This window comes from Pedobacter agri (assembly GCF_032678665.1).
GTDB lineage: Bacteria > Bacteroidota > Bacteroidia > Sphingobacteriales > Sphingobacteriaceae > Pedobacter > Pedobacter agri_A.
Window position 1 is genome coordinate 392,320 of record NZ_JAVTSH010000001.1, and the last position, 13,080, is coordinate 405,399.

Here is a 13,080-nt window from a genome sequence, read left to right on the forward strand (position 1 = left end):
TGAGTATTATTAAAATCCAACATTAACACCTACAAAGAATGATCTTGCCTGTGGATAGAAACCACGATCGACACCTAAACTTCCACCACCGATTTCAGGATCGTAACCGTTATATTTAGTTAAAGTAAACAGGTTATTAGCCATCACATAAAACTTCAGGTTATCAATTCCTACTTTGTTAACCAACGTCTTTGGCAAGGTATAACCCAACTGAACATTCTTTAACCTGAAATAAGCGCCGCTTTCCAGGAATAAACTCGAAACACGACTGTAGTTTTTATTTTCATCAGCCAATGTAGCACGGGGAACAGTATTACTTGTTCCTTCCCCAGTCCAACGGTTTAAAATATTGGTAGTGTAGTTTGATGGACTTAAATCAAATCTTCTCAAACCATTAAAAATCATGTTTCCTGAAACTCCCTGACCGAAAATCGAAACATCAAAGCCCTTATATTTTGCTGAGAATGTTAACCCATAGGTAAAGTTTGGATTTGATCTTCCAAGGAAAGTTCTATCAGCATCGCTAATCAAGCCATCACCATTTAAATCTAAAAATTTAATGTCACCAGGTTTTGCGTTAGGCTGAATCAACGCTCCGGCACTATTTTTATAATTATTGATATCTGCCTGGTTCTGGAATAATCCGGCAGTTTGATAGCCGAAAAACGAATCAACAGATTGACCAACAGCCACACGGGTAACCTCCAAACTTTGTGGGGTAATGGTCTGTCTGCTCGGTAAATAATCTTTATCGGCTCCTAATAAAGTCACTTCATTTTTAATGAATGATGCATTACCAGCTACACGGAAACTCACCTCACCAACCTGTTTATTCCAGCCCAGTTCAATCTCAAAACCGCGGTTGTATAAATCGGCTGTATTGGCATACGGACCAGAGTTACCTACATACGAAGGAACAACCTGTTGCAATAACATGCCATAAGTTTTCTTGTTGAAATAGCTGGTTGATAAAGTAATGCCTTGAAATAAAGTTGCATCAAAACCTAAATCAAAGGAGGAAGTTTCTTCCCACTTCAAATCGGGATTAGAAAGCGCATTCGGACTTACGCCATTGGTTAAAGCCTGACCCGATGCTGTTCCTAACGAGTAATTACGCCCGCCGCTAACTGTTGCCAGATAACTGAAATCAGGAATCGCATCGTTACCGTTGATACCATAAGAACCTCTGAATTTTAAGAAAGTTACGATGCTATTTTTCGGCCAGAAATCTTCTCGTGAGGCTACCCAACCGGCAGAACCTGAAGGGAAGTAACCATATTTATTGTTCGGGCCAAAACGCGATGAACCATCTCTACGAATGATACCCGTGAATAAGTATTTCTCATCATAGTTGTAAATAATCCTTCCGAAAATAGAGTTTAAAGTATTTTGATATTCGCCGCCATAAAAATCAGAATTGGTTCTGGCTACCGGAAACTGTAATGATGCATCTCTGATGTTATCTACCGGAATGCCTTCTTTAATACCACCGTTGGTTTCGCCTTTATTTTTCTGAGCAGAATAGCCCACCAAAGCGGTAATTACATGTTTTCCAATCGTTTTATCGTAACTCAGTGTATTTTCCAACGACCAGAATAAACCTCTGTTGCTATCTCTGGTAAAAGCGGTTAAGGTTGACTGATTAATTGAGTTTAAGTAATAAATCGGGCGGAAAGATTGTCCTCCCCAGAAAGCCAAATCCACACCACCTGTACTTCTCAGTTTCAAACCTTTTAAAAATTCAACTTCAACAAAGGCGTTGCCAACTACTTTATCGCTCCATGAATTTCCCTGTGCTACTTGTAAAGCAGCAACCGGATTTAATACCTCAGATTGTGCATAGTCAGAAATTCCATACGGGAAACCAGCCTCATTTCTAACCACAGGGTTATTTAAGTATTTTGGCAAACCGTATTTAGCCGGGTCCATTTCAACAACCGGAGTAATCGGATCCATGTTAATCGCCCTGCTTAATGGAGAACCATATTCTGTATTGGTACTTACGCCGATAGAGTTGATTCTGGTGTAGCCAATCGAATTACCGAATTTGATGTTCTTCGTAATTTTATGTTCGAAGTTAAATCGGGCTGTAAACCTTTTAAATTTCGAGTTTGATGTAGCCACAATACCATCCTGATCAAAATAACTGAATGATCCGTAATAGATCGATTTATCATTACCACCACTCATGTTTAAATCGTGGTTTTGAATCATTGCCTTATTATTAAAAACCGCATCCTGCCAGTTTGTTCCTTCGCCATATTGCGCAGGGTTTGGAAAGCGAACCGCGGTGATGCCATCTGCCAGCTGCGATTCGTTGTAAATCGTAGCATACTGTGTTGCATTTAACAGGTTTAAACGAGTAGATGGTGCCTGTGTACCAATGTAATTGTTGTACTCTACACGTACCCGACCTGTGTTTGAGCCTTTTTTCGTAGAAACGATGATTACCCCATTGGCAGCCCGGGTTCCATAAATGGCAGCCGATGCAGCGTCTTTTAACACCTCAATCGATTCGATGTCTGATTGATTTAAGTACTCAATACCACCGTAAATCACCACACCATCAACCACATATAATGGGTTGGCGTTGTTGATATTTGCAGTACCACGAATACGGATGGTTCCGCCATCGCCCGGCTGGCCAGAACTTGTAGTTACGGTAACACCAGAAGCACGACCTTGTAGCGATTGCTCAATTCGCACTACCGGCATATCTTTTAAATCAGTTGCTTTTACGGAGGCGATAGCGCCCGTTACTACACTTTTCTTTTGCGTACCGTAACCAATTACCACTGCATCAGCCAGCAAGCCAGCCTGTGGACTTAACGCAATGGTTAATCCGTTTGCAGCAGTTACTTCCTTGTTTTCGTAGCCGATATAGGAAATTACTAAAGTTGCCCCTTCTGTTACATCCCTTAGGGTAAAAGCACCAGTTTCGTCAGTTACTGCACCTAAAGTAGAGCCTTTAACTTTTACACTCGCACCGGCCATTGGCTGACCTTTTTCATCTACCACTTTTCCCCTGATGTCAACAAAAGATTTAATCATTAAGGGCAATCCGTCAGCTGCTTTGCGATGAATAATGATGGTGTTATTTTTAATGGTATAACCCAAAGTTTGCTCGCTAAAGATGCGTTTAAGCGCTTCTTTTATGTCTGTATTTTTGATTTCAATGGTAACAGGTTTTGCCTCTTTCAATAAATCAAGATCGTACAAAAAGTTATAGCCCACACTTTTGTTTAGCTTGCGAAAAACTTTAAGTAGCGTTGTATTTTTTTCAGATAAGGTTACGTTTTGTGCCTTAACAGCACCATAACTAAGCTGGAGAAAAGAAGTGATTAGCAAGACAAAAGTCAATTTCATAATCAACAGAAATTTAAACAGGCACCCTTTTGGTTGGGGCAACCATTCAGTATAAAAATTCATATATTTGGTTATTAGGTTTGGAATAGTTGTATCTCACAGTTTTACGATTAGAATAAAACCTTAAATATGGCCGGGAGCGTTGCCGCGCTTCCGGTTTTTTTTTCAGGCGCTATTCTAAAATCATCAATGCTTGATGAAAAAAGTATAGGTTTAAGGCATAACTAAAATCCTCCTTCCTTCAATTTTAAAATGAACTGAGCCCGTGGTTTGAAGCATATCTAAAACCTCATTCACACTATTAAACCGCGAAATGCGGCCGCCAAAAGTTTTATTAATTTTGTTTCCACGATAATCGATCTCTACGTTATACCAACGAGATAACTTGTTCATAATCGTTTCTAAATTCTCTTCATTAAAGCTAAAGAAACCATCCTTCCACGCTATTGATTCCTCTGCATCAACAGCTATAATAGAAACCGCTATTGAAGATGCGCTAATAATTGATTGCTGTCCGGGTTTGAGCAGGCCATCGGCGTTTGAACTTAAATTTTTAATGCGTACGCTTCCTTCCAGCAAAGTTGTTTTATTGCTCGGTTCATTTCGGTAGGCATTAATGTTAAAATGGGTACCTAATACTTCAACCTCCTGGTTTCTGCCAGCGCCCAGTTCAGTTTTTACTTTGAAGGGAATACGCGAACCTTTTTTATCCAGGCGTTTGGCCACTTCAAAATAAGCTTCACCTTTAAGTTCAACCAATCTTTCTGATTGATCAAAAGTTGCCGGATACCTTAATGATGATTCGGCATTTAACCAAACCTTGGTACCATCGGGCAGGTTTATCTGATACTGCCCGCCACGAGGCGTTTCTATCGTATTATACAGACCTTTTTTGCCGCCGGAAACTGCAGCTACCTTATAAACCAATTCGCCATTAATTTTGGTAATATTTATCCCGGCCTGCTTTGCAATTATGCCGTTAGCCGCATCAGTAAGCGAAATTTTTGAGCCATCACTCAATGTTAAGGTTGCTTTATTACCACCAGGTAAAATAACTTCACCGTTTACCTTATTGCTTATTTGCTGACTTCCAGGAAATTCTTTTTTAACCTGATAATTTATCACCACGCCGATAAAGAACAGGATTACTGCCGCCGCAGCCAGTTTAAACCAAAGTTGGGTTCTGTTTCGCGAATGTAATTGGGTTTCTTCCTGAATGGCATTCCAAATTTGCTTGCGGGCAGCAATCAATTCGGTATGATCTACATCAGAATGTTTATTGGAAAGTTCATGCAGGTGCCATGATTCTACCAAAGCCTTTTCATCTTCAGTGCAAAGTCCGGCGCTGTATCTTCCTAAAAGTTTTGCAACTTCCTCTTTATTCATTTCAAAATATTTGGCTATTAAATACATGTAGGCTGAGGAATGCCCAGGTAGTAGATGAAATGAAAATATTTTTATTTTTTTTTAAAATCTTTAGAAAAGCAAGGCCTGTATTTCATTTTATTGTTTGTTCCTGCCACCTGCTCATACGCCTGCAGGCCTTAACCACAAGGCCGGTATCCGCAATGTCAGGTTTAGAAATGACTGATGTGCACAGACCCAGGTAACCTAAACGCGATTGTTGCGATAATACTTTTTGTGGCAATAATTTTAACGAAGCACTAACTTTAACAAAAAGATTAAAGCAAAAGCGGGACTGATGAAACCGATAAGCAGCAATTTGCTTTCCAAGAAATTATTTAATCAATAAGATGATGGCCAACAACAAAAACGATGTTAATTTTAAGCGCAAAACCTTAAGCGCATTGCTCATCTGTTTTTTAACCGTTTTATCAGATAGATGAAGGATTTCTGCAATTTCTTTCTGCGTTAAATGTTGGCGGCGACTCATCTCAAAAATCAACCGCATTTTTGGTGGCAACAAGGAAACCTCTTTTTCAATCAAAGCAGCAAATTCTTTTTCCCGGATATAATCGTCTGTAACATAATCTCCTTTCTGAGAAAAATCTTCTAACGATTGTAAATAATTTGTTCGGGACTTATTTTTATCCAGCCAATCGAAAATTTTGTAGCGTACCGCCGTGTACAAATAGCTGGAAAGTTGTGTTTTAATTTGAATGTTGGGATTGCTCCACAGGTAAACAAAAATCTCCTGAACAATGTCCCGGGCATCTTCCCGATCGGAAATCATCTTACAGGCATACACATATAGCAAACCATTAAAGCGCTCGTAGATTTCCTCGAAAGCAAATTTATCTCCATCCTGCATGAGGACGAAAAGTTCGTGATCAGTTAATGATTGATAAGTGGACATTTGGTTAGAATGATTAAACGAATGTAAGAAATAGTTTCGCTTAAATCCTAACAAAATTTAATAATCAGTTTTATGAAAAAACGTTTTACAAACGCTTATCAGGCACTTTTACATAATATTGTAAAATTGAAGTACATAATTGGTATATCGGGAAAAGTCGATATACATTTGCATCATGGATCAAGTAGAGATTTTCAAAGCCTTATCAAATAAAACACGCTTACAAATATTAAGCTGGTTAAAACAACCGGCAGAAAACTTTCCCGATCAGCCAAATGCCGATTTTGAAAACGTTGGGGTTTGCGTGGGTCAAATTCAAATGAAAGCTGGTTTATCTCAAAGTACCATTTCCGAATACCTCTCCATTTTGCAAAGGGCAGATTTAGTTTGTGCTACACGTGTAGGGCAATGGACTTACTACAAACGCAATAAAGAGGGGCTGGAAAAATTAAGTGAAATCATCAATACAGAATTATAAAACAGAATAATATGAACACAGATAGTTTATTTAAGCCATTTAGCTTAAAAACATTAAACGTAAAAAATAGAATTGTAATGGCTCCGATGACCCGGTCGTTTTCTCCTGATGGCGTTCCGACTGATGCAGTGGCAGAATATTACGCAAAAAGAGCTGCAGGTGAAGTGGGTTTAATTTTATCGGAAGGTACCGTGATTAATCGTCCATCATCATCAGCTGATCCAAACATTCCACATTTTTATGGCGATCAGGCATTGGCTGGATGGCAAAAAGTAATTAATGAAGTACATACTGCCGGCGGACAAATGGGGCCGCAAATCTGGCATCAGGGTATTCATGCCAACCATGCTTCTGGCTGGGTACCAAGCGCACCTTTCGAGGGTCCTTCGAGTTTTAACAGTCCGGGATTTGAAAACGGCGTTCCGATGACGGATGCTGCAATTGCAGATACCATCGCCGCATTTGGTCAGGCTGCAGCCGATGCAAAAGCTTTAGGTTTCGATACGGTTGAAATTCATGGTGCACACCAGTATTTAATTGATCAGTTTTTTTGGGACGCGACCAACAACCGCACAGATATTTATGGAGGTAAAACCCTTGCTGAGCGTACGCGTTTTGCAGTTGAGGTAATTAAGGAAGTGCGTAAACGTGTTGGCGAAGATTTCGCCTTGATTATTCGCTTATCGCAGTTTAAACCAGCAGCCTACGATTTTAAGTTGGCTAAAAACGAAACAGAAATGGAGCAGTGGTTAACGCCGCTGGTTGATGCTGGAATCGATATTTTACACTGCTCTCAGCGTCGTTTCTGGGAACCGGAGTTTGAAGGATCTGACTTAAACTTTGCGGGTTGGGCTAAAAAAATTACAGGTAAAGCAACTATTTCGGTAGGTTCGGTGGGCTTAAACGGCGATTTTTTTGGTGCCTTTGCTGGCCAGAGTTCAGAACCAAGTTCATTAGACGAATTGGTACGCAGAATGGATCGCGGCGATTTCGATTTAATTGCCGTAGGTCGTCCTTTATTATCTGATCCGGATTGGGTTAAAAAAATTAAAGATAACCGCATGGATGAATTGAAAGGTTTTAGTAAAGAAGCATTAGCGGAGTTGGTATAATTTTTCTTTTTAAGTATATTAGGTAAAAGCATCTCAGCAATGAGGTGCTTTTTTTTCGCCTGCGCTCGTTTCTAACGAGCGCAAAATAGTTTAGCGATTTAATCGCGTCCCATTCCGTCATGCTGAATTTATTTCAGCAGCTTGTTTGCTGTTTAAAAATTTCGGTGCTTGCTAGGCATTAAAAACATAAAGATCCTGAATCAAGTTCAGGATGACGACCGTTCATATTGGGTTTCACAGGATATCGCAGCGTTTTAATTGTATTTGCCTTTTAACTAGCTTCAAAGATTTCTCCGCTTCGGTCGAAATGACGATGGCCTGTACTGGTTGCCTGCGCTCGTTGCTAACGAGCGCAAACTAGTTTAGCGATTTAATCGCAACCCATTCCATCATGCTGAATCTATTTCAGCATCTTAAAGTGATAGTAATAAAGATCCTGAATCAAGTTCAGGATGACGACCGTTCATATTGGGTTTCACAGGATATCGCAGCGTTTTAATTGTATTTGCCTTTTAACTAGCTTCAAAGATTTCTCCGCTTCGGTCGAAATGACGATGGCCTGTACTGGTTGCCTGCGCTCGTTGCTAACGAGCGCAAACTAGTTTAGCGATTTAATCGCAACCCATTCCATCATGCTGAATCTATTTCAGCATCTTAAAGTGACAGTCATAAAGATCCTGAATCAAGTTCAGGATGACGACCGTTGATCTTAGGTTCCACACAATATCGAAGCGTTTCAATGCTTAAAACTACAAACTAGGTTCAAAGATTTCTCCGCTGCGGTCGAAATGACGAGCAACAGTTAACTCAAGTAAAATTTTATTAAATTCACATTTTAAAACAGCTCAGAATCCCATGTCGAACATTTCCCTTATTATAGAAGAAAGACCAGCAAATATTGGCAACTTTATGGTCGGCAGGCTGCTGCCTTTCAGAGAAAAAAGAATGGTTGGTCCTTTTGCATTTATCGATCACATGGGGCCAGCGGCGATGAGCGACCATGAGAATTTAGATGTTCCACCGCATCCGCATATTGGCTTATCAACCCTAACTTTTCTCTTTGATGGAGAAATTGAACATCGTGATAGCCTAGGAACCGACATCATTATTAAACCTGGGCAGGTAAATTGGATGACTTCGGGAAGTGGCATTGCACACTCAGAACGGACACCGGAATACCTCCGACATACTGACAAATTTCTTCATGGTTTACAAATCTGGGTAGCATTACCAAAAGCGCTGGAGCAAATGGAGCCCGAATTTTTTCATGTGGAGGAAAAAGATATACCAAGCTGGGAACAAGATGGTGTAAACATTAAACTGATTGCAGGTGAAGCTTTTGGCAAAAAATCGCCAGTTCCGGTTTATTGCCCGCTGTATTTCATTGAAATTAAAAGTACTAAAAGACAAAAATTAAACATTGGCGACCAACTTTTTGGCGAAAGTGCACTATACATTTTAGAAGGTGGAATTGAAAGTGACGGGCATTTATTCGAACCTAAGTTGATCCTCATTGCCAACGACGCCAAGCTTTGTGAATTTACCATGCTGGAAAACACTACCGTTTACATTTTTGGCGGTGAGCCCTTTCCCGAAGAAAGATTTATTTACTGGAATTTCGTTGCTTCGGATAAAAACCTGATTGAAAAAGCCAAACAGGATTGGCTGGAACAGAAGTTTAAACCTGTTCCCGGAGAAACTGACTTTGTGCCGCTGCCAAATCAAAATCCGTATCAAAAGAAGTGATGTTTCTGTGATTCAGATTTTGAATTTGCTTCATTACCTGTCTTGCAATTAAGTCCCTAAACAAGTTCAGGATCACGACCGTTCGTGTATGTAGGCGTTTGACAAATGTTTAATCGCTACGTCACTCTGAATTTATTTCAGGGCCTGTCATAATTTAAAGATGCTGAAATAAATTCAGCAGGACGACAAGCCTTCGCATAGTGCCTAAAAAAAATGCCCGGCATTTCTGTCGGGCAAACATATTTTAAATACCAAAACTTAAGCTTCCAACAAAGCCTGTTTAATTTTTTCAGCGGCTTCTGCCAATTCCTCCTGTGTTGGTTTGAGTTTCTCTTTAGCAAAATTCATATCACTAACGCTGTTCATCGGTATGAGGTGAATGTGCGCATGTGGAACTTCTAAGCCAATAACCGAAACGCCAACTTTTTTACAAGGGAAAGCAACTTTCAACCCATTTGCAACAATCTTGGCAAACATCCACAAACCCACATACAAATCTTCATCTGCATCAAAAATGTAATCCACTTCAACTTTTGGAATCACTAAAACGTGACCAGCAGTTAAAGGTTGAACATCTAAAAAAGCTAAATACTCAACAGTTTCTGCAACAACATGCGCAGGTATTTCGCCGGCAACAATTTTTGAAAAGATAGTCATAATGGGGTTGTAAGTGATGAGTTAAAGGTTATAGGTTTAGTTTCACAACTTGTAACCCATAACTTTTAACTTCTATTATCTTGAGATTTCTAAAACTTCGAACTGCATTTTACCTGCAGGTACTTCGATTTCAGCGAATTCGCCAACAGATTTGCCCAATAAACCTTGCGCAATTGGCGATTTCACAGAAATTTTACCTGTTTTTAAATCAGCTTCGCTTTCTGCCACCAATTGGTAAGTCATGGTAGCACCGTTTTTAACATTTTTAATTTTAACGATGGATAATGCCAAAACTTTCGATAAATCCAATTTCGACTCATCAATTAAACGGGCATTTGCCAATGTATTTTTAAGTTTCGCGATTTTCGCCTCATGCAAACCTTGTGCTTCTTTTGCCGCATCATATTCTGCATTTTCCGATAAATCACCTTTATCTCTCGCCTCAGCAATTGCTTTAGATATTAGCTGACGGCCGGTTGTAGTTAGATAATGAACTTCTTCCTTTAATTTATCTAACCCCTCTTGTGTGTAATACGTTACCTCTGTCATTGCTCTATTATTTATTATTCAAACGCTATAAAAAACAAACAAGACTATATAGTTGGTTTGCTACATAGTCTTGCTTCAATTATAACGAAGATAAATTGTGGAAATTACAAAAGCAAATAAATACAAAGGATTTTTATGATTTGAAGCTTTGAAGGCGATGATTTTACGATACAAATATCATTTCATCGCACATTCGATCATCTACCGATTCGTGGTTCTTTTCAGTTCAATCGAAATGAAAATTAACATTAGGCGATATCATCATCCAAAATTCATTCTATAATTATATTTTTAGCTAAAATTATTCTTAAAAATGAAAAAGTTATTTTCAATAGCAATGCTGGTTGCCCTTGGCAGTTATCAGCTTTCGGCGCAAGAGCTATACATGCCCAGAAATATTAAAGCAGCGTACCAAAAAGGTACCCGTTCTATGAATGGAAATCCTGGGGCAAATTATTGGCAAAATCATGGCCGCTACACTATGGATATTAAGGTAGATGCTGAAACTAAAGTGGTGAGCGGGCAAGAAGAAATTGTATACAGCAACAATAGCAGCGATACTTTAAAAACACTGGTCATCCGTTTTGTAAACAACCTGCATAAACCAACTTCTCCCCGTGGCGGTGCCGTTAGTGAAGATTTCCTTACTTCAGGGTTAAACATCTCTTCTTTTTCAGTTGATGGCGAAACTTATAAAGTTGATTCGAAAAATTGGGGAACGGTAGGAAATGTTCGTTTGAAAAAGCCTTTAAATCCAAAATCAAAAGCGACTGTAAAAATCAGTTGGGATTATCCATTATCAAAAGAAAGCGGCCGCGAAGGCCAGATTGATCCTAATTCCTTTTTTGTAGCCTACAGCTATCCGCGTATTTCGGTATTTGATGACTATAATGGCTGGGATCGCATACCGCATACCGACAGGGCAGAGTTTTACAATGATTTTAACGATTATGTGTTCTCGGTGAAAGCACCCAAAAACTACGTGGTATATGCCACAGGCGATTTTTTAAATCCTGATGAAGTATTGCAGCCTGAAATTTCGGCCCGTTTAAAAAAATCGTACAATACGGATGGCGTGGTAAACATTGCTACTGCAGATGAATTAAAAAATGGAAAGGTAACTGCACAAAAAGACTGGAACACCTGGAAGTTTAAGGCAGATCATATTCCTGATGTGACTTTTGCCTTGAGCAATCACTATGTTTGGGATGGTGGAAGTGTAATTGTTGATGCTAAGACTGGCCGCAGGGCAAGTGCACAGGCAGCGTATAATCCAACAACGGGAAAAGATTTTTTAAATTCTGTAAAATATAACATCAATGCTCTGGCTTGGTTCTCTAACAACTGGCCAGGAATTCCTTATCCATATGTTAAAAGCATCGCTTTCCAGGGTTTTGCAGACATGGAATACCCGATGATGGTTAACGATTCCAATTTTGGAGATCCGGTTTTCGCTCAATTGGTTCAAGATCATGAGGTAGCGCATACCTATTTTCCGTTTTTCATGGGCATAAACGAAACCCGTTATGCGTATATGGATGAAGGTTGGGCAACCACTTTCGAGTATTTAATCGGCATTGCCGAACATGGCAAACAAGCTGCAGATGATTTTTACAAAAAGTTCAGGGTAAATAGCTACATCAACGATAAATCTGCAGAGGAAGATCAACCAGTAATTTCGATGTCTGATCAGGTTTCGGGTGCAGGTTATGGCAATAACTCTTATGGCAAGGCTTCGTTGTCTTATCTGGCATTGAAAGATATGCTTGGTGATGATCTTTTCAAAAAAGCGTTACACCACTATATGAATACCTGGAACGGCAAACATCCCATCCCATGGGATTATTTCAATTCGATGAATACGGGTTCGGGCCAGAATTTAAACTGGTTTTTCCAAAACTGGTTTTTCACCAACAACTATTTGGATTTGGCGATTACGAAGCCTCAAATCACTTCAGGAAAGGCAACTTTTGTAATCAACAATGTGGGTGGTTTTGCCATACCTTTTGATATTTTGGTTACAGATACGGAAGGAAAAACAGAAACGATTCACAAAACGCCAGCAGTTTGGAAAGTGAATCAGAAAGAGTTTACAATGACGATTAATACAAACCGCAAAATAAAATCAATCGCCTTGGATAATGGCATTTATGTAGATGCAACACCGAGTGATAATGTTTATACAGTGAAATAGTTAACAGTTTTCAGTCGGCAGTTTTCAGTTTACAAACTGAAAACTGCCAGCTTTTTACTTTTTACTTTCAACTTTTCACTTTCTACTTTTTACTTTTCCCTTTCAACTTAAAAACTGTTTTCTGCTTTACAAAGCCCTTCATGTTTAACAGGGAAGTTTAATGAATTGGCAATGAAACACATTTTGTTCGCTTCTGCATGTAGTGATTCTGCCAGCTCCAGGTGAGCCTTATCGGCGATTAAAACCTGCGGATGTAAGGTAACCTCTTTAAATTTACCACTTCCATCTGCCGATTCTTCCATGGTACCTACTGCCTCATCTTTATAATCAATCACAACGATTTCATTTTTAGAACAAAGGTGCAAATACCAAAGCATGTGGCAACTCGAAATAGAAGCCAGCAGTAAATCTTCAGGATTATATTTTGATTTATCGCCAAGAAAGGCAGAATCTGATGACCCTGAAATATCAGCTTTCCCTTTTACAGAAATAACATAATCGCGGTCGTAGGAACGATAATCCATTGTTCCGGAGCCCTTATTTCCTGTCCATGTTACGGTTGTTGAATATAAATGATCTTTCGGCATGATATAATTTAGTTAGAATTTGTATTCCAATTTAGCAAAATAGGATGGAAACTTCGAGAACAAATGGCGATTTG

At 39.3% G+C, this 13,080-nt stretch carries 10 protein-coding genes; 4 read left to right on the top strand and 6 right to left on the bottom strand.

Going from position 1 to position 13,080, the window contains the following annotated elements; translation table 11 throughout:
* Positions 1–9 precede the first annotated feature (9 nt).
* From R2Q70_RS01765 to R2Q70_RS01775, 3 genes are all read right to left on the bottom strand, one after another.
* On the bottom strand, positions 10–3,366 hold the full coding sequence (locus R2Q70_RS01765; protein WP_316805968.1) for a TonB-dependent receptor: 3,357 nt from the start codon (positions 3,364–3,366) through the stop codon (positions 10–12).
* 213 nt (positions 3,367–3,579) lie between these two features.
* The gene (locus R2Q70_RS01770) at positions 3,580–4,752 is read right to left on the bottom strand and encodes a FecR family protein (RefSeq protein WP_316805969.1); all 1,173 of its coding nucleotides are present in this window, start codon (positions 4,750–4,752) and stop codon (positions 3,580–3,582) included.
* Positions 4,753–5,104: 352 nt separating this feature from the next.
* On the bottom strand, positions 5,105–5,683 hold the full coding sequence (locus tag R2Q70_RS01775) for an RNA polymerase sigma-70 factor (protein WP_316805970.1): 579 nt from the start codon (positions 5,681–5,683) through the stop codon (positions 5,105–5,107).
* 175 nt (positions 5,684–5,858) lie between these two features.
* Here R2Q70_RS01775 and R2Q70_RS01780 point away from each other — a divergent pair, with 175 nt between their 5' ends.
* From R2Q70_RS01780 to R2Q70_RS01790, 3 genes are all read left to right on the top strand, one after another.
* The gene (locus R2Q70_RS01780) at positions 5,859–6,161 is read left to right on the top strand and encodes a helix-turn-helix transcriptional regulator (protein WP_316805971.1); all 303 of its coding nucleotides are present in this window, start codon (positions 5,859–5,861) and stop codon (positions 6,159–6,161) included.
* An 11-nt stretch (positions 6,162–6,172) separates the two neighbouring features.
* A complete protein-coding gene (locus tag R2Q70_RS01785; RefSeq protein ID WP_316805972.1) occupies positions 6,173–7,273 on the top strand; it encodes an NADH:flavin oxidoreductase in 1,101 nt (366 codons plus the stop codon).
* Positions 7,274–8,128: 855 nt separating this feature from the next.
* Positions 8,129–9,019 (top strand): pirin family protein, encoded by an 891-nt coding sequence (locus tag R2Q70_RS01790; RefSeq protein WP_316805973.1) that lies wholly within the window; start codon positions 8,129–8,131, stop codon positions 9,017–9,019.
* A gap of 258 nt (positions 9,020–9,277) precedes the next feature.
* Here R2Q70_RS01790 and R2Q70_RS01795 read toward each other — a convergent pair whose 3' ends face one another.
* Both R2Q70_RS01795 and greA read right to left on the bottom strand, forming a co-directional pair.
* Positions 9,278–9,679: an HIT family protein gene (locus tag R2Q70_RS01795; protein WP_316806261.1), complete on the bottom strand. Its 402-nt coding sequence runs from the start codon at positions 9,677–9,679 to the stop codon at positions 9,278–9,280.
* 72 nt (positions 9,680–9,751) lie between these two features.
* Positions 9,752–10,225, bottom strand: a complete 474-nt coding sequence (gene greA, locus R2Q70_RS01800; protein WP_010603520.1) for a transcription elongation factor GreA — start codon at positions 10,223–10,225, stop codon at positions 9,752–9,754.
* Between the two features lie 313 nt (positions 10,226–10,538).
* On the opposite strand from greA, the gene R2Q70_RS01805 reads away from it, so the two are divergent.
* On the top strand, positions 10,539–12,419 hold the full coding sequence (locus R2Q70_RS01805; protein WP_316805974.1) for a M1 family metallopeptidase: 1,881 nt from the start codon (positions 10,539–10,541) through the stop codon (positions 12,417–12,419).
* Between the two features lie 107 nt (positions 12,420–12,526).
* Here R2Q70_RS01805 and R2Q70_RS01810 read toward each other — a convergent pair whose 3' ends face one another.
* The gene (locus R2Q70_RS01810) at positions 12,527–13,006 is read right to left on the bottom strand and encodes an OsmC family protein (RefSeq protein WP_316805975.1); all 480 of its coding nucleotides are present in this window, start codon (positions 13,004–13,006) and stop codon (positions 12,527–12,529) included.
* Positions 13,007–13,080 lie beyond the last annotated feature (74 nt).

What these genes read in the sequence shown, in the direction of transcription:
- greA (WP_010603520.1), bottom strand. Translation starts at nt 10,225, where the DNA reads ATGACAGAGGTAACGTATTACACACAAGAGGGGTTAGATAAATTAAAG.
- R2Q70_RS01790 (WP_316805973.1), top strand. Translation starts at nt 8,129, where the DNA reads ATGTCGAACATTTCCCTTATTATAGAAGAAAGACCAGCAAATATTGGC.
- R2Q70_RS01785 (WP_316805972.1), top strand. Translation starts at nt 6,173, where the DNA reads ATGAACACAGATAGTTTATTTAAGCCATTTAGCTTAAAAACATTAAAC.
- R2Q70_RS01770 (WP_316805969.1), bottom strand. Translation starts at nt 4,752, where the DNA reads ATGAATAAAGAGGAAGTTGCAAAACTTTTAGGAAGATACAGCGCCGGA.
- R2Q70_RS01765 (WP_316805968.1), bottom strand. Translation starts at nt 3,366, where the DNA reads ATGAAATTGACTTTTGTCTTGCTAATCACTTCTTTTCTCCAGCTTAGT.
- R2Q70_RS01805 (WP_316805974.1), top strand. Translation starts at nt 10,539, where the DNA reads ATGAAAAAGTTATTTTCAATAGCAATGCTGGTTGCCCTTGGCAGTTAT.
- R2Q70_RS01780 (WP_316805971.1), top strand. Translation starts at nt 5,859, where the DNA reads ATGGATCAAGTAGAGATTTTCAAAGCCTTATCAAATAAAACACGCTTA.
- R2Q70_RS01810 (WP_316805975.1), bottom strand. Translation starts at nt 13,006, where the DNA reads ATGCCGAAAGATCATTTATATTCAACAACCGTAACATGGACAGGAAAT.
- R2Q70_RS01775 (WP_316805970.1), bottom strand. Translation starts at nt 5,683, where the DNA reads ATGTCCACTTATCAATCATTAACTGATCACGAACTTTTCGTCCTCATG.